Annotated in this window: 23 protein-coding genes and 1 tRNA gene; 13 read left to right on the forward strand and 11 right to left on the reverse strand. The window is 61.8% G+C overall.

Annotated features, from left to right (window positions below; all coding sequences use genetic code 11):
• Window positions 1-62: 62 nt before the first annotated feature.
• From QWE_RS12685 to QWE_RS12710, 6 genes are all read right to left on the reverse strand, one after another.
• On the reverse strand, window positions 63-1,415 hold the full coding sequence (locus QWE_RS12685; RefSeq protein WP_006726532.1) for a sensor histidine kinase: 1,353 nt from the start codon (window positions 1,413-1,415) through the stop codon (window positions 63-65).
• A complete protein-coding gene (locus tag QWE_RS12690; protein WP_006726533.1) occupies window positions 1,405-2,073 on the reverse strand; it encodes a response regulator transcription factor in 669 nt (222 codons plus the stop codon). The genes QWE_RS12685 and QWE_RS12690 overlap by 11 nt, the downstream gene beginning before the upstream one ends.
• Window positions 2,074-2,338: 265 nt before the next feature.
• Entirely contained in the window at window positions 2,339-2,728 is a 390-nt protein-coding gene (locus QWE_RS12695; protein ID WP_006726534.1) for a diacylglycerol kinase, read from the reverse strand.
• Entirely contained in the window at window positions 2,725-4,329 is a 1,605-nt protein-coding gene (locus QWE_RS12700) for a phosphoethanolamine transferase (protein WP_240532547.1), read from the reverse strand. The genes QWE_RS12695 and QWE_RS12700 overlap by 4 nt, the downstream gene beginning before the upstream one ends.
• A 197-nt stretch (window positions 4,330-4,526) precedes the next feature.
• Window positions 4,527-4,988, reverse strand: a complete 462-nt coding sequence (locus QWE_RS25585; RefSeq protein WP_193353710.1) for a hypothetical protein — start codon at window positions 4,986-4,988, stop codon at window positions 4,527-4,529.
• Between the two features lie 352 nt (window positions 4,989-5,340).
• Window positions 5,341-5,414 (reverse strand) — tRNA-Gln (locus QWE_RS12710).
• A gap of 298 nt (window positions 5,415-5,712) precedes the next feature.
• Between QWE_RS12710 and QWE_RS12715 the strand changes: the two genes are divergently transcribed.
• Genes QWE_RS12715 through QWE_RS12725 form a run of 3 tightly spaced genes read left to right on the forward strand, consistent with a single transcriptional unit; the run spans window position 5,713 to window position 8,596 of the window.
• Window positions 5,713-7,371: a Ppx/GppA phosphatase family protein gene (locus QWE_RS12715; protein ID WP_006726537.1), complete on the forward strand. Its 1,659-nt coding sequence runs from the start codon at window positions 5,713-5,715 to the stop codon at window positions 7,369-7,371.
• 2 nt (window positions 7,372-7,373) lie between these two features.
• Window positions 7,374-8,156 (forward strand): RlmE family RNA methyltransferase, encoded by a 783-nt coding sequence (locus QWE_RS12720; RefSeq protein WP_006726538.1) that lies wholly within the window; start codon window positions 7,374-7,376, stop codon window positions 8,154-8,156.
• A gap of 56 nt (window positions 8,157-8,212) precedes the next feature.
• Complete coding sequence (locus tag QWE_RS12725; RefSeq protein WP_006726539.1) at window positions 8,213-8,596, forward strand: VOC family protein; 384 nt, start codon at window positions 8,213-8,215, stop codon at window positions 8,594-8,596.
• Here the strand turns inward: QWE_RS12725 and QWE_RS12730 are convergent, their stop codons facing one another.
• Entirely contained in the window at window positions 8,597-10,003 is a 1,407-nt protein-coding gene (locus tag QWE_RS12730) for a DHA2 family efflux MFS transporter permease subunit (protein ID WP_006726540.1), read from the reverse strand.
• Window positions 10,004-10,232: 229 nt separating this feature from the next.
• Between QWE_RS12730 and QWE_RS12735 the strand changes: the two genes are divergently transcribed.
• Entirely contained in the window at window positions 10,233-11,222 is a 990-nt protein-coding gene (locus QWE_RS12735) for an MBL fold metallo-hydrolase (RefSeq protein ID WP_006726541.1), read from the forward strand.
• Window positions 11,223-11,268: 46 nt separating this feature from the next.
• Here QWE_RS12735 and QWE_RS12740 read toward each other — a convergent pair whose 3' ends face one another.
• Window positions 11,269-11,580 (reverse strand): ATPase inhibitor subunit zeta, encoded by a 312-nt coding sequence (locus tag QWE_RS12740; protein WP_006726542.1) that lies wholly within the window; start codon window positions 11,578-11,580, stop codon window positions 11,269-11,271.
• Window positions 11,581-11,881: 301 nt separating this feature from the next.
• Here QWE_RS12740 and guaB point away from each other — a divergent pair, with 301 nt between their 5' ends.
• The 5 genes from guaB to adhP all read left to right on the forward strand — a co-directional run bounded on the left by guaB (window position 11,882) and on the right by adhP (window position 16,549).
• On the forward strand, window positions 11,882-13,372 hold the full coding sequence (gene guaB, locus QWE_RS12745) for an IMP dehydrogenase (protein WP_006726543.1): 1,491 nt from the start codon (window positions 11,882-11,884) through the stop codon (window positions 13,370-13,372).
• Window positions 13,369-13,935: a hypothetical protein gene (locus QWE_RS24435; protein WP_006726544.1), complete on the forward strand. Its 567-nt coding sequence runs from the start codon at window positions 13,369-13,371 to the stop codon at window positions 13,933-13,935. The genes guaB and QWE_RS24435 overlap by 4 nt, the downstream gene beginning before the upstream one ends.
• A gap of 40 nt (window positions 13,936-13,975) precedes the next feature.
• The gene (locus QWE_RS12755) at window positions 13,976-14,389 is read left to right on the forward strand and encodes an MAPEG family protein (protein ID WP_006726545.1); all 414 of its coding nucleotides are present in this window, start codon (window positions 13,976-13,978) and stop codon (window positions 14,387-14,389) included.
• 91 nt (window positions 14,390-14,480) lie between these two features.
• Window positions 14,481-15,356 (forward strand): dienelactone hydrolase family protein, encoded by an 876-nt coding sequence (locus QWE_RS12760; protein ID WP_006726546.1) that lies wholly within the window; start codon window positions 14,481-14,483, stop codon window positions 15,354-15,356.
• Window positions 15,357-15,520: 164 nt separating this feature from the next.
• On the forward strand, window positions 15,521-16,549 hold the full coding sequence (gene adhP / locus QWE_RS12765; protein ID WP_006726547.1) for an alcohol dehydrogenase AdhP: 1,029 nt from the start codon (window positions 15,521-15,523) through the stop codon (window positions 16,547-16,549).
• A 69-nt stretch (window positions 16,550-16,618) separates the two neighbouring features.
• Here adhP and QWE_RS12770 read toward each other — a convergent pair whose 3' ends face one another.
• On the reverse strand, window positions 16,619-17,074 hold the full coding sequence (locus QWE_RS12770) for a hypothetical protein (protein ID WP_006726548.1): 456 nt from the start codon (window positions 17,072-17,074) through the stop codon (window positions 16,619-16,621).
• A 186-nt stretch (window positions 17,075-17,260) separates the two neighbouring features.
• On the opposite strand from QWE_RS12770, the gene QWE_RS12775 reads away from it, so the two are divergent.
• Window positions 17,261-18,400: a DUF3734 domain-containing protein gene (locus QWE_RS12775; protein ID WP_006726549.1), complete on the forward strand. Its 1,140-nt coding sequence runs from the start codon at window positions 17,261-17,263 to the stop codon at window positions 18,398-18,400.
• Between the two features lie 134 nt (window positions 18,401-18,534).
• The gene (locus QWE_RS12780) at window positions 18,535-19,164 is read left to right on the forward strand and encodes a TetR/AcrR family transcriptional regulator (protein WP_006726550.1); all 630 of its coding nucleotides are present in this window, start codon (window positions 18,535-18,537) and stop codon (window positions 19,162-19,164) included.
• Between the two features lie 6 nt (window positions 19,165-19,170).
• Here the strand turns inward: QWE_RS12780 and QWE_RS12785 are convergent, their stop codons facing one another.
• Window positions 19,171-20,124, reverse strand: a complete 954-nt coding sequence (locus QWE_RS12785) for a LysR substrate-binding domain-containing protein (RefSeq protein WP_006726551.1) — start codon at window positions 20,122-20,124, stop codon at window positions 19,171-19,173.
• A gap of 194 nt (window positions 20,125-20,318) precedes the next feature.
• On the opposite strand from QWE_RS12785, the gene QWE_RS12790 reads away from it, so the two are divergent.
• Both QWE_RS12790 and QWE_RS12795 read left to right on the forward strand, forming a co-directional pair.
• On the forward strand, window positions 20,319-20,630 hold the full coding sequence (locus QWE_RS12790; protein ID WP_006726552.1) for a YjiS-like domain-containing protein: 312 nt from the start codon (window positions 20,319-20,321) through the stop codon (window positions 20,628-20,630).
• A gap of 209 nt (window positions 20,631-20,839) precedes the next feature.
• Window positions 20,840-23,347 carry a methyl-accepting chemotaxis protein gene (locus QWE_RS12795; RefSeq protein ID WP_006726553.1) on the forward strand — a complete coding sequence of 836 codons (2,508 nt, stop codon included), beginning with the start codon at window positions 20,840-20,842 and terminating at the stop codon, window positions 23,345-23,347.
• 75 nt (window positions 23,348-23,422) lie between these two features.
• Here QWE_RS12795 and QWE_RS12800 read toward each other — a convergent pair whose 3' ends face one another.
• Window positions 23,423-24,337, reverse strand: coding sequence for a DUF937 domain-containing protein (locus tag QWE_RS12800; protein ID WP_006726554.1), 915 nt, complete (start codon window positions 24,335-24,337; stop codon window positions 23,423-23,425).
• Window positions 24,338-24,354: the final 17 nt, after the last annotated feature.

The raw sequence follows: 24,354 nt of genomic DNA on the forward strand, positions 1-24,354 counted from the left end.
CGCCTGGTAGCAAGCTCTCAGAAAACAATGCACGCCTTGGCCTCGTCGGCCCCGCATTTGCGCTATTGTTTTGGCGGCGGGAGTTCGAGCTCACACTCGAACCCCGTGCGCTCGTCCGGCAGAGTTACGGCCCTCAGAAGCATCGTGCCGCTCATCTGCGCGATCAGTTTGTCGACGATCGCAAGACCGAGACCGGATCCCTGCTTGGTGGATGGGCCGCGCCTGAACCGTGACCGGTAAACATCGAGGTCGCGATCGAGGGGGACGGAAACAGCATTGGTCACCGTGATGCGTCCATCCGCCGAGATCGCGACCGTGATGGGTTCTCCGGCAGTGCCATAGCGGGCCGCGTTTTCCAGAAGGTTGTTGAAGGCAATCGCAAAGGCGTCGGGATCGACCGCTCGCATGAGCGCCGCCAGACCGGGTGCAGATCGCAACACGATCGGCGCGGCCTGATGCGAGCGCTGGAAGGTCTCGACCAGCAGCTTGACGAGCGATAACAAATCTACGGGCGTGCTGGACAACCCGATGCCGGCTTCCGCGCGCGCAAGCTGCAGCAATTTTTCGAGTATTCGTGAGAGGCGGCGAAGTGCTTCCAACACCCGATCTGCCCGCGACCTGTCATCTCGCTCAGTGAGTTGATCGGCGAGCAGTTCCATCTGGGCAAGAGCACCAGCGAGCGGTGTCCGCAATTCATGGGCACTGTTGGCTGCAAGGTCTCGTTCGGCCTGCAGCGCGAGTTTCAATCGGTCGAGCAGCGTATTCACTGAACTGCTGATCGTCGCGATCTCTGTCGGGAGGCCCTGCAACACGATCGGCTCGAGATTGCTTCCGTCGCGTACGCTGATGGAGTCCCGCAGTTCGTTGACCGGCCTTGTCGCGCGCACGACGACCCAGCGGGTCGCGAACATGCCGAGTGGAAGGAGCAGCAGGATCGGCAACAATAGCGCGAGGGCGCTTTCGAGTGTGGCCTCGCGGCGATGCGCAAGCGAATCCGCCACCTGTACGAAGAGTGTGTCGCTGACCGTCGCGATGGTGAAGATCCGCTTGTCATCGCCGCTCCAGAAGCCGGGCCTCAACGGCGCAGGATAAGGCTCCGTCCCGATATTGTGGGAGTGCAGCAGCACTTGTCCGGAGGCATCACGCACCTGGTAAGTGAGGTATTCATCCGTGGCGCCGGGATGAAGCGCCGCCACCTGGCTCGGCCCTGTGCCGTCGTCGCGGCGGATATAGTCGTCGACCACGAGCGGGGCGAGGCGTTCGGTGGTTTCCTGCAGCGCGCTGTCGAAAACTTCATCGAACTCGGCACGCATGACATGAATGGAGAGCCCGACCGCGATGAACCAGAAGACAGCAAGCAAGACCGAGAGGGACAGGACGAGACGTCCGGTGAGGCTTCGGGGTTCAAGTCGCATCGACGGAAATCCTGTAGCCGACACCGCGCACGGTCTCGATGGCTTGTCGGCCCAGCTTGCGGCGCAAGCGACTGACATAGACTTCGACAGTGTTGCTCTCCACCTCCGCTCCGAAGGCGTAAAGCGCTTCCTCGATCTGTGCCTTGGACACAATCGCGCGCTTGCGGGCGATCAGTCTGTCGAGCACGGCCCATTCGCGCGAGGACAGAGAGATCTCCTTGCCGTCTACGTCCACAATCCGGCGATCGGAGGGATAGATCGCGATCCCTGCAATGGTGAGATCGGGCAATTTATGCGTCCCGTAGCGCCGCGATACGGCGTGGATGCGGGCCTGCAACTCTCCAAGATCGACGGGTTTTACGAGATAGTCGTCGGCACCGGCATTCAATCCCGCGATGCGATCCGACACCTGGTCATGCGCGGTCATGATGATCACGGGGGTCTCGTCACGGCGGCTGCGGAGTGCCTTCAGGATGTCAAGCCCGCTGCCATCGGGCAGCCGCAGGTCGAGAAGGACGAGGTCATAGGCGGCCGCTCCAAGGCTGGCTTCGGCCTCGTCCCGTGACAGCGCCCAATCGACGGCATGACCCTGACGGTGCACATGTGTCTTCACCGCGTCACCGAGCATTTCGTCGTCCTCAATCAAGAGCACCCGCATCTCGTCATCTCCAGCCAAGGGGTTGCCACCCCTTGTTACGCCTCAAACTGACAGGCCGCTGAACGCTCGGCAAGATCGATGGAACGCCTCGATCACGTTGCATGGGGTGGGCGTGATCCATGCAAGCCTCCGGCACCATGAAAACCTCATGCTCCCCATGATCACCGGTCGCAAGCGGGCACCCGCCGACTGCGATATCTCCTCATACTGCACCGTCATGCTGTAAAGAACGCGGCTCTCGAGGGCGCGGTGTCGGTCGGATGTCTTACGTGGTGAGTTCAATCGCGAGTGCATGGAGCAGCAGAATGGAATTCGCCGAGATCAGGCAGAAGACGGCGAGTGAGCCGAGATCCTTCGCATGCTTGCCGGTATCCGACACTTCGGGCGAGATCCGGTCGATGATTTCCTCGATCGCCGTGTTGACCGCCTCCATGGCGACCAGCAGGAGAAACAGCACCGCTGCCGCGAGCCGGATGGCCGCCGTGACATCCATGATCGCGTAAGCTGCGGCAAGCCCAGCGCCGACGAGCAATTCCTGGCGGAAGGCGGCCTCCTTCATCAGCCGTGTCAGGCCGCCGGTCGAATAACCTGCAGCAGCCCATAGATGGGAAAGGCCCGCGCGCTTGGACGCGCCGTATTCAGTGTCATGCGTCATGAGTTGGCCCCCGTGCGGCAGTTTGCGAAGATGTCCAGCGCGGGGTCTCGCACCTCCGTCGTGACCTGCATCAGGCCGAGGACACTGTGGAACAGGTTGTCGTGCGAAAGCGGCGCGTCTGCCTTGGCGGCAAGGCATGCCTGTTCGATCCCGGACGACTGTTGCAGACCCGGCGACATCCACAGGACGAAGGGGACATGGGTCTGCTGCGCCGGTGCGAACATGTAGGGTGCGCCATGCAGGTAAAGACCATTCTCTCCCAGCGATTCCCCATGGTCCGACATATAGATCATCGCCGTGTCCAGCCGCTCGCCCTGCGCGCCAAGCGTATCGATGACTTCCGACAGGATGTGGTCGGTGTAGAGCAGGGCATTGTCATAGGCGTTGGTGATGGTCTCCGGTGTGCAGGTGTCGAATTCGACCGAGCGACAGTCGGGTACGAATTTTCGGAATTCTTCGGGGTAGCGGAGGTAGTAGGCAGGTCCGTGGTTGCCCAACTGGTGCAGCACCAAGACGGCGTCGCCATCGATCTGGTCCAGCCAGGCGTTCAGGCCATCGACCAGGATTTGGTCAAGACACTCACCGCCAGCACAGAAGCGCGGATCGTTGGACTGGAACAAGTCCGTTCTCTTGATCCGATCGGCAACGTGCTTGTCCCCGGTGTTATTGTCCCACCATTCGGTCTTGATCCCGGCATGGCCGAGGACATCCACGAGATCTTCGGTGGCCAGCGCTTTCGCGTGAGAATAGTCCTTTCGGCCATAGACGGAGAACATGCAGGGCACAGATACGGCCGTCGCCGTCCCGCAACTCGACGTGTTGTCGAAATAGACGATGTCTCGTTTCGAAAGCTCGGGATTGGTTTCGCGGGCATAGCCGCCGAGCTGGAAATTCTGTGCCCGTGCGGTCTCCCCGACAACTATGATTGTCACCCGCGGCTTGCGATGGCCGACTGGCCAATCGTCCACGACCTTTGCATCCCTTCCGAGCGGTTGAACGACGATGTTCTGCTCCTTGCTTTGACCGATGAAGAACCCTGCCGCGCTCGCCATCGGGAAGACGGGATTCAAGGTGCGGAACCACTCCTTGTGCTGGCGGATGTTGAAGATGAAGGTGCCGCTGTTGGAAAGCCCAGCCAGTCCGAACACGACGAGGCAAGGTAGGATGATCATCAGATTGACGGCGACCTTCTTGAGGATCGGTCGATGCACGATGTCCACAATGATGATGAACACCACCGGCAACAGGCCGAACAGCAGCATGTGAAGGATAAAGGTCGTGGTGATCAGGTGACCGGCTTCCGCCTGATTGGTTTCCATGGCGTTGCGGATCATCTCGCCATCGATGATCACGCCGAACCGGTCCATGAACCACGCTCCCGCGACGCTTGCCAGCACCAGGACGATCAGTACCGGCTTGATGACGAACTTCGCCGAAAAGGAGACGATCAGTGCGATGAAAGCAGCAAGCAGTCCGATCCCAAGCGCGAGCAATGCCAGGGTGTCGCCTTTGAGGAAGACGGAGGATTTGTCCCAGAACGTCCCGTTCATGAAAATAAGAAGATAGACGGCAGTGAGGATGCTCAGCCACTCGCTGCGCATCCGCGGCCTGAAGTGCAAAAGCGTCTTGAACAAGCCCGCTTCCTTTCGTGCATGGATCAAAGAGATCCGATGCACTGAAGGGAAAAGCTGACAGGAGCCTGAACCGAGGCTCGGAGGCGAAACCGACTGCGCCGTGCCCCCAACACCCGCGGACATAGCTTCCCAATTAGCCCTGCGGGTGCATCCTTATCTTTTCTTTATTCCGCTGCCGCCTGTTCCCAATCGTGGCGCTCATCGATCTCGAGGAGGGCTGCTGCGCGACCCTCGAAGATTTTTGACGCTGCTCGCTGACGATTGATCGCGGTGTCTTCAATTTCGAAGTGGTCCATCAGCCTGCTGATGCCGGCTTCAAGACTTGCGCTAACGGCTGCGGTGCGCTCAGCACGATAATTGATGCGGATGGCATCGACGTGAGAGATTGGTACGCCATTTTTCAAGAGATAGCTGAGGCCGATGCACTCTCCCTCCAGGGAGAGTTCCACACGGGTTCCGAACTTGGCGAGGAGTTGGTAGGCCCAGCCCGCTTCAAGATCGAGCTCCATGTCAACGACATCACCAGCGCGCCCGAAGATCTTTGCGGCTTCGCTGATCTCTCCCAGTCGCTCGAGTTCCTTGTCGCGCTCATGTTCAAGGAGCTTCTGGAGCTGCTGCTTGGACATTGTTTCCTTCGACTGCATCTTCAATTCGGCAAGCCGCGTGTTGAGTTTGCGACCGATCATCTGTGCCTTCCTATGATCCGAACAATGAAGGGTCAGTGAAAGCCGACTGCCGGGTTGGCAGTGAATGAAGGCTGCTGGAATGCGTGGGCGCCAGTAGAAGATGTTTCCCCGACGGATAAGATTTTCGACCCCGTGGCGGACTGCCATGACGAAGACACCCTGTATCAGGCCCGAAGGGCACCCCATGCCGATTTCAGCTTGGGCATCACCTTTGGGCATCAGGTCGCCGATGACGCCAAAACGGGATCCGGCACGATGGAAAAACATGACAATCAGGGGTTTTTGGGAGAATTGGCTGGGGAACCTGGATTCGAACCAAGATTAACGGAGTCAGAGTCCGTCGTTCTACCGTTGAACTATTCCCCACCAAGGGTATCGCCGCGGCGATCGGTGAGCGGGCTTATAGCCAAAACATCCGGCATTGCAAAGACTGAATTTCAAAAAAATGACAGCTTTCCCAAATTGGGCTGAAGCGAGGTTGCGAGCCGTCCGAGGAGGGCGGTGGTCGGCCGGTCGTCGCCGGCGCCCAGGCCTCCAGCAGTCCTTTCGAAAAACCGTTTGGTGCTCCGGGCCGGCGCTGGTATGCTTTGTCCAACGAAACGAATGATGACACCTGCGGCATGCGTCAGTTTTGGCGCCTTGCGCGGTGCAGTGGAAAACTTCAGTGACAGACCCCAATCGCGGCGGACAGCCGAACAGCGAGGGGGCGTCGACAGGCAAGCGCAAGGGCGGATCTTCCCGCCGGCGCGGCAAGGGCAAGAAGGCGGGACCGGTCAAGAACGGTCACGAGGCTTCTGCCTCGGCAGGATCGGCGGACACGCCGGTCGCCGAGCGACGTTCCGAATCAGTCTTTGCGGATGGTCCCATCCGCAAGCGAAAGCGCCGTCGGCGCGGCAAAGGCGGCGGTGCTGCGGCTTCGCTGCCGGGCAGCGCTAATCCAAACGGCAAGATCCATGACCATGATGCGACGGGCAGCACGGAGGCTGCGGCGTCCGCGAACCTGCGGGACGATGGCCGCGGCGGGCAGGGGAATGCGCCACAGTCGCGTGCGGCAAGGAGTGGGGAGCAAGGCGGGCCGGATACGGCAACTCCGCGCACCGGCCGCAAGCGCAAGCGCAATCGAAATCGCCATGTTGTAGTCCAGAAGCCCGGCCATGTCCGTCCGCTGACCGGTTCCGAGCCGCCCTCGGCCTCAGCAGCAAAGCCGGGTCGAGCGGACGCGCATGCCGCCGCCCTGACACAACAGATTGCCCATGCGCCGCAAAAGAGCGTGCCCGCTGCCGAGCGCATTCGGCCGGCCCAGGATGGCGGACCCGACGACCTCTATGCAGCACTCGATCTCGGCACCAACAATTGCCGCCTGCTGATTGCCCAGCCCACCCGACCTGGCCAGTTCCGGGTCGTTGATGCCTTTTCCCGCATCGTGCGGCTCGGCGAAGGCCTTGGCACCACAGGTCGCCTGTCGCAGGACGCCATGGACCGCGCGGTCGATGCCCTGCGCGTCTGCGCTGGTAAACTGTCCGGCCGAGACATCAGGCGCATGCGGCTGATCGCGACCGAAGCCTGCCGTGCGGCGGAAAACGGCGAGCTCTTTCTCGAGCGGGTGACCGCCGAAACCGGGTTGCAGCTCGAAATCATCAATCGCGAGACCGAGGCGCGGCTTGCCGTCTCCGGCTGCTCGTCGCTCGTTGGCCGGGAAGCGCGCTCCGTCGTCCTCTTCGATATCGGCGGCGGCTCCTCGGAGATTGCGGTCATCCGCATCCATGACAATCGCTCCAGCCGGCTTGCCAACCACATCACCCACTGGACATCGCTTCCCGTTGGCGTGGTGACACTTTCCGAGCGCCATGGCGGACGCGACGTCACCCCCGATGTCTTCGAGGCCATGACCCGTGAAGTCGAGGGCATGCTGGCGAAGTTCGAGTGCCCCGATATCCCGCGCAGCATGGATGATTTCCACCTCATCGGCACGTCGGGAACGGTAACGACGCTGGCCGGCGTGCATCTCGATCTGCCACGCTACGATCGCCGCAAGGTCGATGGCCTCTGGCTCTCCGATGCCGAGGTGACGGCGATGCAGGCAAAACTTCTGTCCTGGGATTATGCCGGCCGCGCCGCCAATCCCTGCATCGGGCCTGACCGCGCCGATCTGGTGCTGGCCGGCTGCGCGATCCTGGAAGCGATCCGCCGCCGCTGGCCTTCGAGCCGCATGCGCGTCGCCGACCGCGGCCTGCGCGAAGGCCTGCTCACCGACATGATGGCCGATGACGGCGTCTGGCGCCGCGGCCGCAACCGACGTCCTCCAGTTTTGAGGGAGCGCTGACAATGGCGAAACCACCCATCGGCGGCAACCGCACGGGCCGCAAGCTCGGCCAGAAGGTCAAGAAGGGCAAGCTCAAGGCCTCGTCCAGACGCTGGCTCGAGCGCCACATCAACGACCCCTATGTCCAGCGGGCAAAGCTTGAGGGTTACCGCGCCCGCGCCGCCTTCAAGCTGCTGGAAATCGACGAGAAGCATCAGGTCCTGAAGGGCGCCAAGCGCATCATCGACCTCGGCGCTGCCCCCGGCAGCTGGTCGCAGATCGCCGCCAAGGTGACCGATTCCACCGATGAGGACATCCGCGTCGCCGCAATCGATTTCCTCGAAATGGCGCAGATCCCGGGCGTGAAGATCCTGCATCTTGACTTCCTCGATCCCGACGCACCCCGCCAGCTCATTGAAGCCGTTGGCGGCACCCCGAACCTTGTGCTTTCGGACATGGCGGCTCCGACGACGGGCCACCAGAAGACCGACCACCTGCGCACCATGCATCTCTGCGAAGTCGCGGCACACTTTGCCGTCGAGGTTCTGGCGGAAGGCGGTCATTTCCTCGCCAAGACCTTCCAGGGCGGCACGGAAAAGGAGCTGCTCACCATGTTGAAGCAGAATTTCCGTCAGGTCCTGCATATCAAGCCGGCTTCATCTCGCCAGGAATCGGTCGAGATGTTCCTGCTCGCCAAGGGCTTCAAGGGGCGTCACGGCCCCGGCGTTATCGAAGTCGACGAGGAAGGTTTCGCCCGCGATCCGCGCGAAGATATGCCCGCCACTGAGGATCTGGATCAGGACTGAGGTCAAGGCGGACGAGCGGTGTCGTAAGCCTGGGCCAAGCGGAAGGAGCATCCGTCATGTTCACCTATATCACCGTCGGCATCAACGATCTGCCCGGTGCCATCCGCTTCTATGATGCGGTCCTTGCCACGCTCGGCATCGAGCGCCGCGAAACGGACGAGAACGAGGCGGGTTATGCCACCGCCGACGATAGCCGCTGCCGGTTCTGGATCAATCATCCCTTCAATCGCCGCGCGGCAACGGTGGGAAATGGCTCCATGCCGGCCTTCGAGGCGTCTTCGCGGGCGGCAGTCGATGCGTTCCATGCAGCAGCAATCGCCCATGGCGGCACGGACGACGGCGCCCCCGGCATTCGCCACTTTCATCCCAATTTCTATGCCTGTTACGTCCGCGATCCCGACGGCAACAAGCTTTCGGCGCTTTGCGAGCGGCCCGAATAGTCACTTCACACTGATGGTCTCGTCCTCGCTTGCCCGCCGGTAGCCAGAGACGGCCGAGCCGACATCGCGCGGCAGACCGAAGAAGGGGACGACCGCAAACAGCGACAGTCCCGCGACGATCGCAAACGCCAGATGGAAATCACCGAGCGACAGCTCCCCGCCTGACATCCGCGTGCTGGCTTCGAGGATCGAGGCGGCGGCGGCAACGCCGAGCGCCAGGCTCACCTGCTGCAGCACGGAGGTGAGCGAGGTCGCTTGCGAGGCAGCGCGATCCTCGATCTCCGCATAACCCAGCGTGTTCACCCCTGTGAAGAAGAACGAGCGGCAGAAGCCACCCAAAAGGAGGACCGCCATGATCAGGAGTATCGGGGTCGCCGGCGTGAAAAGTGCATTGGCGGCCGTGGTCAGCGCGCCGAAGATGCCGGCCATGATCAGCACGTTGCGAAAACCCAGAGCGGCAAAGGCACGTCTTGCGATGAACTTGGTGGTGATCGCCCCGATGGCGGCGATGAACGTGGTCATGCCGGATTCGAAGGCGGTCATGCCGAAGCCCAGCTGCAGCATCAGCGGCAGGAGGAAAGGCGTGGCGCCCGCAGCGATCCGGAACAGCGTGCCGCCGACGATCGAGGCGCGGAAGCTCCTGTTGGCAAACAGGGTAAGGTTCAGGATTGGTGCGGGATGTCGGCGCGCATGCAGCACGTAGAGGATCATCGACAGGAAGCCGATCAGGGTTGCGGCAGCGCCGACCCAGACAGGCAGGGCCGGAAGGCTCATGACCGAAAGACCGAAGACCAGCCCGGATGCCGCGGACGCACTGAGGAGAAAGCCCGTCCAGTCGATCCGTGCGGTCTCGACCGGCTCGATCTCGGGAAGGTAGATGCTGGACAGCCAGAGGCCGAGGAGACCGATCGGGAGATTGATCAGGAAGATCCAGTGCCAGCTGAAGAAGGTGGTGATGAAGCCGCCGACAGGAGGACCGGTAATCGGGCCGAGCAGACCTGGAATGGTCAGGAGCGCCATGGCGGAGACGAGTTCGCTCTTCTTTGTGGTGCGCAGGAGAACCAGGCGTCCGACCGGCGTCATCATCGCCCCACCCATGCCCTGCAGGAAACGCGCAGCCACGAAGGTGAGAAGCGAATCGGAAATGGCGCAGAAGAGTGAGCCCAGCATGAAGACGACGATCGCCGCACGAAATACCCGCTTGGCGCCGTAGCGATCCGCCATCCAGCCACTCGCAGGAATGAAGATTGCAAGCGCCACCATATAGGAGGTGAGCGCCAGCTTCAGCGTGATCGGCCCGACACCGAGATCGGCGGCGATGGTCGGAAGGGCCGTGGCGATCACGGTTGAGTCCATCTGCTCCATGAAGAGCGCGACGGCAAGGATGAGGGGCGTGATGCGGTTCATCGGCATTCCGGGCGGCACCGCGGCTGCGGCAAGGACCGGCTCTCATACCGCAATCGCGCGGCGGTTGAAACCTTGGCTCTCTCGGTCGGCAGTCTGCAGCGAGCCGCGGTTCCGACACCCGCTGCGAAACACCATCACGATGGTGTGAGAGCGCTACCCGGCGCAGACCTTTCCCCTATGTCGAGGTCAGCCCGTGCAGGGGCGAGGTGATTTGTTTGAGGAGATTGCAATGGTTTCGATGAAAAGACGTATGCTGCTCGGAAGCGCCGGCGTGGCTTTGGCCGCCCCGATGATCATGACCCGGGCTGCGATCGCACAGCAGTCGGGAGCGGATACGTCAATGAATATTGATCACGCCATGCCGCCGGAAACACACCGGTTCAACGTCGGCAAGTTCGAGGTCGTGGTGGTCAAGGATGGCGCGCGGCCTTCCGGCAATCCGCAGGAGACCTTCGGCACCAATCAGAGCGTGGAAACCGTCGGCGCGCTTCTGGAGGCGAATTTCCTGCCGCCTGACAACTTCGTCAACAGCTTCGCCCCGGTGCTCGTGAACACCGGCTCCGAGGTCATTCTGTTCGACACTGGCCTCGGTGAGGGCGGTCGCGCCAATGGCCTTGGTCGACTGGCAGAAGGTCTGACCGCTGCCGGCTACAAGCGCGAGGACGTGAGCATCGTGGTCCTCACCCACATGCATGGCGACCATATCGGCGGGATGATGGAAGGCGGACAGCCGGCCTTCCCGAATGCGCGCTATGTGACGGGTCAGACAGAATATGATTTCTGGGTCGATACGGCCCGTGCCGGCACCCCGGCCGAAAACGGCCACAACGCAGTCCTCGCCAATGTCCAGCCGATGGCAGAAAAGATGACCTTCATCGGCGACGGTGGCGAAGTCGTGTCCGGCATCACCGGCATGGCGGCCTTCGGCCATTCGCCGGGCCACATGATCTACCGCCTGGAATCGGAAGGGCGTCAGCTGGTTTTGACCGCCGATACGGCAAACCATTTCGTCCTGTCGCTGCAGCGGCCGGATTGGGAAGTGCGTTTCGATATGGACAAGGCGGCAGCCGCTGCGACCCGTGCCAAGGTCTTCGATATGCTGGCGACCGACAAGCTCGCCTTCCTCGGCTATCACATGCCGTTCCCGGCGGTCGGCTATGTCGAAAAGATCGACCAGGGCTATCGCTACGTGCCCAAGGCCTATCAGTTCGACATCTGAGCCTGATCAGGGGCCGCGCCAAGGTGCGGCCCCTTCATTCTGAGGTTCACTGACCGGCGAAGATTTCGTCGGTTGCCTGCTCGATGAATTGATGAATGCGGCTGTCTATATCGGCATCACTTACAGCGACGCCTGCCGAAGAAAAGTCCTGGCGCAACTGCTCCAGCAGCCGATGCGGCTCGACGACCTGCTTGACGGCGACGGTGCGCGCATAGGCTTCGACGTCGTCGAGGCCCATCGTATAGGCAGCCCATCGGCCGACCATCTTGCTGCCGCGCACGCGGGCCTTGAACTGGATTTCCGCCTGGCGGGCGAACTGGTTTTCGAGTGCCTGAGCACGCTTCTTCAATGCCGTCATTGTCGATCCCCTGGTCTTCTTGTTATTGGATGTGCCCCCAGCCCCGAGAGCACATCCCTTATATAAGCAAGAGCTTCAAGGACCGTGTAGCCGCTCGATACAATTCTAACGATCGCGGATTTTTCTGTATTGGCGCGGCCTCGATCTGCAACCTGGGAACTTTGCCAGCTTTTGCTATTCCTTTCCTGTCATGAACGTGTTACCAGCCCTCGCCAACTTCCAAGCATTTCATGCAGAAGCGACCGAACGGGATTTCTCGTTTTCCGGCCGGATTCTGCCTATTCAAACGAAGGAATTGGCAATGGCACGCATCGTAATGTCGGCAACTGGCGCAGAAGCGCTCACCTTTGACGACGTCCTCCTGCAGCCGGGGCACTCCGAAGTGATGCCGGGGCAGACCAACATCGCGACGCGGATTGCCCGGGATATCGACCTCTCCCTTCCGATCCTTTCCTCCGCTATGGATACCGTGACGGAAAGTCGGCTGGCGATCGCCATGGCCCAGGCCGGCGGCATCGGCGTCATCCACCGCAACCTGACCCCGGTCGAGCAGGCCGAAGAGGTCCGCCAGGTGAAGAAGTTCGAAAGCGGCATGGTCGTCAATCCGGTGACCATCGGCCCCGAGGCAACACTGGCGGAAGCCAAGGCGCTGATGGGCGCACACGGTATTTCCGGCATTCCGGTTGTCGAAGGTTCGAGCCGTCCCGGCCGCCTCGTCGGCATCCTGACCAATCGCGACGTACGCTTCGCGTCTGATCCGAGCCAGAAAATCTACGAACTGATGACCCGCGAAAACCTCGTGACGGTCAAGGATGGTGTCGACCAGCAGGAAGCCAAGCGCCTGCTTCACTCGCACCGCATCGAAAAGCTGCTGGTGGTTGACAATGAAGGCCGTTGCGTTGGCCTGATCACCGTCAAGGACATCGAGAAGTCGCAGCTCAACCCGCATGCCGCCAAGGATGCGCAAGGGCGCCTGCGTGTCGCCGCTGCCATCTCCACCGGTGACGACGGCGTCGAGCGTGCCGAGCGCCTGATCGACGCCGGCTGCGACGTGATCGTTGTCGACACCGCCCACGGCCATAGCCAGAAGGTTCTGGATGCCGTTGCCCATGTGAAGAAGATGTCGAACGCCATCCGCATCATCGCCGGCAACGTCGCCACGAGCGAGGGCACCCGTGCGCTCATCGATGCCGGTGCAGACTGCATCAAGGTGGGCATTGGTCCGGGCTCGATTTGCACGACCCGCGTTGTCGCCGGCGTCGGCGTTCCCCAGCTCGCAGCTGTCATGGCGGCCGTCGAAGAAGGCAACAAGCACGACATTCCCGTCATCGCCGATGGTGGCATCAAGTTTTCCGGCGATGTCGCCAAGGCGATTGCCGCCGGCGCCTCCGCCGTCATGGTCGGCTCGCTACTCGCCGGCACGGATGAAAGCCCGGGCGAGGTCTATCTCTACCAGGGCCGCTCCTTCAAGGCCTATCGCGGCATGGGCTCCGTCGGTGCCATGGCCCGGGGCTCGGCCGACCGTTACTTCCAGGCGGAAGTGCGCGACACGCTGAAGCTCGTGCCTGAGGGCATCGAAGGCCAGGTGCCCTACAAGGGTCCGGTCTCGGCCGTGCTGCACCAGCTCGCCGGTGGCCTGAAGGCTGCCATGGGCTATGTCGGAGGCAAGGACATCAAGGATTTCCAGGAAAAGGCGACATTCGTTCGCATCTCCGGTGCCGGCCTTCGTGAAAGCCATCCGCATGGCGTAACCATCACCCGCGAAAGCCCGAACTACCCGGGCGCCGCGTGATCCTGGGACAGGTGCCCGGACCGCGCCGGGCACCGCTCCTCTGGGGGAGCGGCGTCCTGTCGGCCGTGTTGCTCGTGTGGATGAATCTCGGCTTTGCCTTGCCCTTCGCCGAACTGACCGGCGGACGGGCCATGCCCGATCTCGATATCGAGAGCACGGTGCAGTCCCTGCTTGACCTCAAGGCCATGCTGGAGGCGAGGCCCGAGGCCGCTGAGCTTCTCCGGGGCATGCATCTCGGCCCTGACCTGTTGCTTCCCGCGATCCTTGGCCTGTTTCTCCTTCTCCTGATGCGCCGTGTGGCGAAAGGGGCGAGCCTCTATGGCCGCCCGGCCGAACGGCTGCTGCCCATCCTCATGGCGCTGCCTGTCGCCTATGCGCTGATCGACTATGCCGAAAATGCTGTGAGCCTGATGCTCATTGCGCCGTCCACGCCGTCACCGGACGCGGCAACCCGCTTGGCGCAGGCGCTGGTCTGGCTCACGCGTTTGAAATTTGTGGCTCTCGTCGTTTCAGGCATACTCGTTCTTCGCCTCGCTTTCGGCCCCAAACCGTCGGCCGAGTAACCCTTTCAGCACCTTCGCATTTTCTGGGACCTGATTGCCTATGACCGGTTTTGAAATGTTCTGGCCCCTCGCGGCCCATGCCTTTCTCGTTTTCTGCCTCTATGCTCTGCTGGTCATGCGCCGCGCCTCGGTCGTCCGTTCGGGCAAGGTCGAGCGCATCGCCTTCCGTGAAAACCTCGCCGAGCCGGAGGAAAGCCGGGTGGTGAATAGGGCTATCGCCAACCAGTTCGAACTGCCGGTCCTCTTCTATGCCGTGTCCGTGCTGCTCTTCATCACCGAAGCCGACAATATTGTCGCCGTCGTGCTCGCCTGGATCTTCGTCGCCGCCCGCTATGTCCAGGTTGCCATGCAATTGACCGGCAACCTTCCGCTTCGCCGTCTCTCCTTCATGCTGGGCTTCGTCGCGCTCTTTCTCATGTGGGTGTGGCTCGTCGCCTGGATGGCGACCAGCTGACGGCTTGACCCTTCACGGCAACGTGTTTGGGCGGAGCGGGCCGAGGCTCTATCTTGCCGTGGCATCCCATCCGTCCCCCGAGGAGAGTGTCATGTCGAAGCCCGAAGTCACCCAAGCCATGATCCAAGCCTATGACGAATACACCCACCTGACCCTGGACCGCCGCGGCTTCATGCAAAAGCTGACGGCGCTTGCAGGTTCCGGTGCCGCCGCTGCCGCCATCATGCCCATGCTCGCCGCCAACCAGGCAAATGCCGCCATGGTCGAGGAGACCGACGCGCGCCTCGACGTGTCGGACGTGACCTATCCCGGCGCGTCCGGCGAAATGAAGGGTTACCTCGCAATCCCGAAGGACGCTGCCGACCGCCTACCCGCCGTGATCGTCATCCACGAAAACCGTGGCCTCAACCCGCATATCCGCGATGTCGCTCGCCGCATGGCACTCGAGGGTTTCGTCGCACTCGCCCCCGATTTCCTGTCGCCCAATGGCGGCACGCCCGCCAATGAGGACGAGGCGCGCAACATGTTCCAGTCACTGGACATGGCGGGCGCCACGGCCAATGGCGAGGCGACACGCGCCTTCCTCGCCGGCCATGAGAAAACCAATGGCAAGGTCGGCGCGATCGGCTTCTGCTGGGGCGGCGGCATGGTCAACCGCATGGCGGTCGCATCCGCAGAACTCGGCGCAGGCGTCGCCTATTACGGCTCCCAGGCCCCGGCCGATCAGGTGCCTTCGATCCAGGCACCGCTGATGCTGCATTATGCGGGCCTCGACGAGCGCATCAACGCCGGCATCGACGCCTACAAGGCCGCGCTCGACGCCAATGGCAAGACCTACGAGCTGCACATGTACGAGGGCGTCAACCACGCGTTCAACAATGACACCTCGTCCGCTCGCTACGACAAGGCCGCTGCAGACCTTGCCTGGTCGCGCACCGTCGAATTCCTCAAGAAGAACCTCGCCTGATCGAGGGTGGGGGAGGCGTCGCGCTTCCCCCGTCTCCCTTCATGACATTTCGATGATATCTCCGCATCTTTGATGCCGATCAAGTCGCGGCCGGTCTCCTCCGCATAACGTTGCCCCAGATCGCGGGCACACGCCCTGCGAGCAATCAAGCGAGGGAGACTGATATGGCATCGACAATGAAGGCTGCGGTGGTGCGCGAGTTCGGCAAGCCGCTCGTGATCGAGGAAATGGCGATCCCGGAACCGGGTCCCGGCCAGATCTTGGTCAAGTACGAAGCGACAGGCGTCTGCCACACCGACCTGCATGCCGCCAATGGCGATTGGCCGGTCAAGCCCAGCCCGCCCTTCATTCCCGGCCATGAGGGCGTCGGCTACGTTGCCAAGCTCGGCTCCGGCGTCTCCCGCATAAAGGAAGGCGACCGGATCGGCGTGCCGTGGCTGCACACAGCCTGCGGCTGCTGCAATCCCTGCCGCACCGGCTGGGAAACGCTTTGCGGCAGCCAGCAGAACACCGGCTATTCGGTCAACGGCACCTTTGCCCAATATGGCCTCGCAGATCCCGACTATGTCGGACGCCTCCCGGACAATCTTGAATTCGGCGCGGCAGCACCGATCCTTTGCGCCGGCGTTACCGTCTACAAGGGCCTGAAGGAAACCGAAGTCCGTCCGGGCGAATGGGTGGTCATCTCGGGGATCGGCGGCCTCGGTCATATGGCCGTGCAATATGCCAAGGCCATGGGCATGCATGTGGTCGCCGCCGACATTTTCGACGACAAGCTGAAACTGGCCAAGGATCTCGGCGCCGATGTTGTGGTGAACGGCACGGCCGCCGATGCCATCGAACAGGTGCAGAAGGCAACCGGCGGCGTGCATGGCGCACTCGTCACGGCCGTCTCGCCAAAGGCCATGGAGCAAGCCTATGGCTTCCTGCGCTCCAAGGGCACAATGGCGCTGGTCGGCCTGCCGCCAGGCTTCATCTCGCTGCCGGTCTTCGAGACCGTCCTGAAGCGCATCACCGTGCGCGGCTCGATCGTCGGCACGCGTCAGGACCTCGAGGAGAGCCTGCAATTTGCCGGTGAAGGCAAGGTCGCGTCGCATTTCAGCTGGGACAAGCTGGAAAACATCAATGCGATTTTCGACCGGATGAAGGAAGGCAAGATCGACGGCCGTATCGTTCTCGATCTCGCAGCCTGATCCGAAACGAGAAATGGAGGCGGCATCCCGGATGCCGCCTCTCTTGCATTTCTGACGGTCAGGCTTGGACTAGTTGCCCGACTGGATGACGGCGATCCGCGGCGGTGCGCTGGTGCAGGCTGTGTCTTCGCAGATGCCCGAAATCCAGACCTCGCCATTGCCGATCATGACGCCTTCTGAGTTGACGAAGAGATCGCCGTATTCCTGGTTGGACACGGCTTCGACGATCGTTTCGGTAAAGACGCTGTCATAAGCCTCCAGCAACTCCTGCTCCGAAGCATAGGTCGCCTCGTCACCGTCAATGTTCACGGTGATCGGATAGTTCACGAGGCTGACCACGATGTCGGACTTGCCTTCCTCGAGCGCCACCTTGAAGGCGTAAAACAGCTCCTTGTAGTCTGCGACATCGCCGAGAAGGGTTTCGATCTGTTGATCGACCGAGGCTTCGTCGGCTCGCGTGACCTGGGTTGTGAAGATGGCTGCGGCGAGCGCGGCGGAAAAGAGAATGGCAGTCGATCGGATCATGTGATGTCGGTCCCCGGACAAGCTTCACCCTCCTGATAATCCAGATCCGCGGCGGTGCATCGCATCACTTTTGGAGGGACCTGCAATAGATCGCGGTAATTGTGAACGCAGAGTGAAGGAGGCGGGTCTGGTTGCCCGACTGACGCGTCGCTATATATTGCGTTGCAGCAAGACAGGGATCGCGACATGACGCAAGCAGAGACCAACGCCGCAACCGACAGGATCTTCGTCTTCCAGGGCGGCGGCGCGCTCGGTGCCTATCAGGCAGGCGCCTACGAGGCCTTGCATGAAAACGAGGTGGAGCCCGACTGGTTGGCCGGCATTTCTATCGGTGCGATCAATGCTGCCATCATCGCCGGCAGCCCGCGCGAGACGCGCATCGCAAATCTCCGGGACTTCTGGCACACAGTGTCGTCGACCCTCGATTTTGGCTGGACGGCTCAAGACAATACGCTCCGCCGGATGCAGAACGACGCCGCAGCGATGACCGCCATGGCCTTCGGCATTCCCGGGTTCTTCTCGCCTCGTTTGCCGACCTTCCAGCAGTTATTCGCCAATCCGGATCAGCGCGTCAGCTTCTACGACACCGAGCCGCTGATGAAGACGCTCGACCGGCTGATCGATTTCGACCTGCTCAACGACTGCCAGACGCGGCTGAGCCTCGGCGCAGTAGAAGTCCGCTCCGGCAATTTCGCCTATTTCGACAATCGCAAGAACCGTCTCGACGCCCGTCACATCGCCGCCTCCGGCGCCCTGCCGCCGGGGTTCCCGCCCATAGAAATCGATGGTCGACACTATTGGGACGGCGGCCTTGTCTCCAACACACCGTTGCAGCATGTCCTGAACGTCAACGATGCCTCGCGCGACCTCGAAATCTTCCAGGTGGATCTCTTCAATGCGCGGGGCGACATGCCGCGCGACCAGTTCGAGGTGGAAAGCCGGATCAAGGAGATCCGCTACTCCAGCCGCACCCGTATGAACACCGACGATTTTGCCCGCCGCCAGATCGTCCGTCGCGCCGCCAAGCGTCTCCTCGAAAAGCTGCCGCCGGAATTCCGCGACGACGAGGATGCACAAATCCTCCGCTCCATCGGTCATGAATACGACGTCACCATTGTTCACCTGATTCATCGCCGCGCGTCGCATGCGACCCATGCGATGGATGCGGAATTCTCCCGCCGCTCGATCGAGGAGCACTGGAAGGCAGGATACGACGACGCCTCCTATACGCTGAAACATCCGAAGTGGCGCAATCGCGGTCGCCCGAAGGACGGCATCCAGATCTTCGACCTGGCGCGCGAGCGTCATCTGCAACTGGAGGCTTGAGGACCGCGACCTTTTTTGTGGGAGAACCAACCAAAGATGGGTGCTGGCTCTTGCATTAACACTTTTGCCAGACCGCTCGACTTATGTCGGTGACACAAATCTGACAGCCATGATGGTTGCAGCGGATGGGGGGAATGATGAGCGACTACGCCGTGGAGGGGCGACTGCAACTTCGCAAGAAGCCGCAGCAGGAACGAAGCATACAGCGACTGGAGGCTATTCTCGAGGCTGCCATCGAGCTTTTTCTCGAAAAGGGCGTCGCAGAGACGACGATGAGCGAAATCGCGGTGCGAGCGGGCATTTCGATCGGCTCGCTGTACCAGTTCTTTCCCCAGAAGGCGGCCGTCATCAAGGCGCTGCACGAGCGTTTTTCGGCCCAGCTCGAGGGCTTCATCCGGCAGATCTTTGCAAATGTCCAAACGCTGGATGAGGCGGCGGAGCGCGCCGCGGACAGTCTGATTGAGCTGAATGCCATGTTTCGCGAACAACGCATTTACATGTCGTTGTGGCAGGCGATCGTCGTCGACAAGGATCTCTCCCAGCTGTCGCACGAATTTCACGAGCAGGTCATCGCGAGCTTTTACCGCGATCTGTCGCATCTCGTCCCACAAAGCGAGTTCGAACGTTTTCGCGTCAACATCAAGCTGATGATTCTCGCAACCGGCGAGGTCATCCGTTTCACGACCCAGCAGTCGGACGAGGTCGCACGCGCCCATCTCGATCAATGGCGCCGCATTATTCGCGGCAGCATCTTCGCCTTCTGATCGGCCTCACCAGCCGGGGATCATGTTCCCGGCCCGCAGCCTCGGATAGTAGCGCGAATAGGCCTTCGGCTCTCCGTCCATGTCGTCGTCCACCTGTGCCGGGGTGATGTTGTCCAGGCAGGCGGTAATGTGGTCGGTGATCGCATTGACCAGCGAGGTGGAAAGACCGGGCCGCTTCATCAGGCCGATCTGCACCGGCGGCAGCGGCGGGAAGCCGTCATTCGCCGTCAGGACCTTCATCCCCGTTCGCAGCGCTGACTCCGGCAGGATCGACACCGCCATGCCGGCGAGCACTGCGGCCGCAACGACGGTCGACGACCAGCTGGTGAACAGGATCTGATACTCACGGCCATCCGCATCCAGCGCCGAGCAGGCGAGCTGCCGCCACTGGCAGTCGCGGCGTCCGACCGCGAGCGGCACGGGAGCGTCATCCTTCAGTGGATGGTTGGCCGATCCCACCCAGCAGAGCGGTTCGGTCCGCACGACATCGGACTGTCTGAGCAGCGGATTGTGTGTGACGAGTGCGATATCGAGTTCGCCCTTGCCCATCTTGTCGGCGAGATCCATCGAGGGCTCGCAGACGATGTAGAGCTCCACATTCGGATGCGTCTTGGCAAAGCGTCCGATGATTTCGGGCATGTAGCGGTCGGCATAATCATCAGGCGTGCCGATCCTGAGCGTTCCCTCGAGCCTGTTGTCGTCGAAGGCCGCGATTGCTTCGGAATTCAGCCGGATGATGCGCCGCGCATAATTCAGCAACTTGTCGCCATCGGCTGTAAGCCGGTTGCCCCGGCCATCCTTGATGAACAGCTGCTTTCCGACCCGTTCTTCCAGGCGGCGCATCTGCATGGAAACGGCGGACTGCGTCTTGAAAACACGCCCGGCGGCCTTGGTGAAGCTGCCGGTGTCGACGATGGCAATGAAGGTCTGCAACTGATCGATATCGAGGGGGGCCGACATGAGAGTGATCCATCAGAAGGGTTGATGACTACCATTAGAAACATTCGTTGGACTGATCAATATCCTTTCGGCATCTTCGTGATCGTAATCCTCACCGACCGGTTCCCGGCCAAGCATCAACCTCCAGCCCTCATCGCCTGTCCGCTTTTTCGCGGACGGGAGCAATTTCTCGTGCCCGCTGAAAGGAAATAGCCATGCGCACGAACGATCGGATCCTCGACTTTGACCTCGACCTTGCCGTTGATCGGCCGGCCCGGACGCTTGCCGCACGTCTCGCCCGCCTCCAGGCATGGATCGGATCCCTTCGCGTGGCGCTGCGCAATCGACTTGCCGCGAACAGCCTCGCCGATCTCGACGAGCGCCTTCTGAACGACCTCGGCCTCAGCCGGGGCGAGGTGCAGGAGGTGCTGCGTCGTCACGGCTATACTGACGATCCTTCGCAGCAGTTGACCCGTCTCGCGCGTCGCCGCGCCGAGCGATCCCTTCGCGGTCACAAGAGCGACTGAGACCCCCTCGACCATCCCCGCAGGGTGACAGCCAATAGCCCTGCCTCTTGCCCGGTCCGTTTATTCTGGACCGGGCTTTTTTGTAAACGCTAAAATAACGATGAATGGTGTGAATTACGAGGGGAAAAGCGACCGGAAGTAACCTGTTGCTAACGAGCGTATGTCAGCGATGAAAACGCCTGACGTGCTACCTTTTTCGGAGACCCCTCATGCGTATATCGACCAAGCTGCCTCTGGCCGCCACGCTGTTTGCCCTCGTGATCCTGAGTGCCTCCGTGGCCATCGGTCTGGTCCAGCAGAGCCGGATCCTCGATGAGCAGGTCTACCAGAAGCTGGAGGCGACAGCCGACGGCCGCCGTAACGAGGCACGCCGCTTCCTCGAGGCCATCAGGCTCGACGCCCGCGGCACCGCCGCCGACATGATGACCCAGCAGGCGCTGTTCGGCATCACCGGTGCCTGGCCGAAGCTGGGTGACGATCCGGCCGCCGAACTGCAGAAGCGCTATATCGACGAAAATCCGAATCCCGCCGGCGAGAAGCAGAATCTCGACAGTGCCAAGAAGGACAGCTACGACCGCGCCCATAGACAGGGCCATGCAACCTTCCTCAAGCATCTCGAGGCACAGGGTTACTACGACATCTTCCTGATCGATGCCGATGGCAACATCGTCTATACAGTGAAGAAGGAACGCGACTTCGCCACCAATCTGATCGATGGTCCTTACAAGGATACGGGCCTGGCTCAGGTCTTCAAGAAGGCGATCGCAAGCGACGATCCCGAAAGTTTTGCCAATTCGGAATTCGAGGCCTATGCGCCCTCCGGTGGCGCGCCGGCGGCCTTTGTCGCCGTTCCCATCATCATGAACGAGCGCAAGCTCGGTGTTCTGGCCTATCAGCTGCCCAACGACCAGTTGAACAGCATCTTCGCCAATACGCGCGGCCTTGGTCAGACCGGGGAGACCGTGGTGGTGGACAAGGCCGGCATGCTCGTTTCTGACAGCGCGCGAACGGCAGATGTCGACAGTCTGAAGGTGAGCCTGTCGTCACCCATGCTGGCCAGCGCCATTGGCGGCCAGGATGCGAGCGGCGACATCAGTGGCTATCGCAACATGACGAGCTATGCGGCCGTGGTTCCGCTCGACTTCGGCGACGTCCGCTGGACGGTCGTGGCACTGATCGGCGAGGACGAGGTCGCCGCGCAGCTCGTCACCGCGGGCCTGAAATCGGTCGGCATCGGTGCAGTGCTCGTGCTGGTCGGCTCGCTGGTCGGCTTCATCTTTTCGCGCAGCCTCACCCGTCCGATTTCCGAGCTCGTCACCTCCATGGGGCAACTCGCCGACGGCAATACCAACATCGAACTTAAGGGCATCGACCGCTCTGACGAGATCGGCGACATGGTGCGCTCGGTCGCCGTGTTCCGCCAGGCCGAAATCGACAAGCGCGAACTCGAGGCGGAAAACGAAAGTCGGCGCACGGCCACCGAAAGCGAGCGTCACCAGCGCGAGGCAGAACGTGCGGCTGCCCAGGCAGAGCTCACCGAAGCCATCGACGTGCTCGGAACAGGTCTGCAGCGTCTGGCAAATGGCGATCTGACCGGCACGATCCGCAAGCCGCTTGCCGGCAATCTCGACCGACTGCGCCTCGACTTCAACGCCTCGCTCGAACGCCTGTCGGGCACCGTTGCCGCCGTGCACGGCAATGTCACCGAGATCAACCGCAAGAGCAGCACGGTGAGCTCGTCCACCGCCGACCTCAGCCTGCGCACCGAACAGCAGGCGGCGGCTCTGGTCGAGACCTCGACCGCCATCCGGCAGATCATGGATGCGATCCGTCATTCCTCGGAACGCGCCGAGAATGCCTCGCGTCTCGCTCGCGAGGCCCGGGCCAATTCCGACCGCTCTGGCGAAATCGTCGGCGGCGCCGTCGATGCCATGCAGCGCATCGAGAATGCGTCGAGCGAGATTTCCAAGATCATCAACGTCATCGACGAGATCGCCTTCCAGACCAACCTGCTGGCCTTGAACGCTGGCGTCGAGGCGGCCCGTGCCGGTGAAGCCGGCAAGGGCTTTGCCGTCGTCGCCCAGGAAGTCCGCGAACTCGCCCAGCGCTCGGCGACCGCCGCCAAGGACATCAAGGCTCTCATCACCAAGTCGGGTGATGAAGTCGCAACCGGGGTCGGCATGGTTCGTGAAACCGGCACCGTGCTCTCGTCGATCGCGGGCCAAGTGGTGCAGATCGGCGATCATATCCACTCGATCGCTTCGGCTGCCAAGCAGCAGTCGGCAAGCCTCAACGAGATCAATGATGCGGTTGCCCGCATGGAGAATGTCACCCAGCAAAACGCACGGGCGGCCGAACAGACCAATGCCGACATGGCGGGGCTGACCCGCGATGCCGAGATGCTTTCCGGTCTGGTCGGTCAGTTCACGCTCGAAGCCAATGCGACCACCATGCAGAACCGCTTCGCCGACCAGCGCGACACGAGCTTCGGCCGTCCGGTTCCGCCGTCATCGCCGCAGCCTGCCTCATCAACAGGAGCCGCTGCGAAGCCCGCAACGCGATCTTTCATCAAGCCGAAGGTGGCACCGGCAGAAGCCGGAAGCCGAGCCGTGGCGTCTCCGGCACGCTCGCTGATGGACAAGATCTCGATCGGACTCGGCGCCAAGCTCAACCAGGCGAAGGATGGCAAGCCTGACGGAGAGTGGGAAGAATTCTGAGGCTGCACGGCCGCTGAAATGCAAAACGGCGCGGGAAACCGCGCCGTTTTCGTTTGCCTGCGATCCTTCGGCCGCTCAGGCCTTGTCTTCGGGAGCCTGATCGGCAGGCTCCGGCGCGTCCTTGCGCGATGCGGTAAGGTAGGTGTCGAAGATCTGCTCCATGCTCTTCTGGTAGCTCTTCTGCACTTCAAGCCCGCTGTCGAACATGGTGTTGACCATGGCCGCAAAGCTTTCCTGCGCTTCCTTCTCCGGAGCCTTTGGCGCTTCTTGCTGAGGTTTCGGCGCTTCTGCCGGCTGCCCGGTCATCTGCGCCGTGTAGGCGGCCGTCATGTCCTGGAAGGCCTTGGTGAAGGGATTGTCGAGGAAGGGGTTGGCGGCTGCCTGGGGTTCCGGCTTCTTCTGACCGCCCATCATGTCCTGGAAGGCGCGCATGAACGGATTGTCGAACATCGCCGCCGCCATCGCTGCCGGCTGGGGCTGAGGCTTCGGCTGCAGGCCGGTGTTCTCCAGCCATTGCTGCATCATTGCCGCCATGGGCGTTCCGGCAAAGGCATTGGCGCCCGGGAACTGCCCCGTCGTCTGCTTGAAGAGCCCACCCATCAGCGTGTCGGCCATGGCGGGCATCATCTGTTTCAGGATGTCCTGTCCGATGCCCGTCAATTGGGCTGCCTGCGCGGCGATCGCCCGCGACACCTCTTTCGATCCGAAGAGCTGCTGCAGGACCTGATTGCCGTCAGCAATGCCCTGTGGCGTGAATGCCGAGCTCATGTCCTCGAAATACTTGGCATAATTGCCCGAAGTCATCGCCTGGACGAGCGCGGAGAAATCGTAGGGATTGGTGGTGTTGCGCTTGAAGCCCGATGCGAAGGCCGGCATCAGCGCCGCAACGGCCTTGGCGGCCTGTTCCTGTGCAAGGCCATATTGTTTGGCCATGGCGTCCATCGCCATGCCGTTTTGGGCCTGCAGCATCATGTCGAACAGTGGCAGCATGGCATTTCTCCCCGGAT

This window comes from Agrobacterium albertimagni AOL15, assembly GCF_000300855.1.
Lineage (GTDB): Bacteria > Pseudomonadota > Alphaproteobacteria > Rhizobiales > Rhizobiaceae > Allorhizobium > Allorhizobium albertimagni.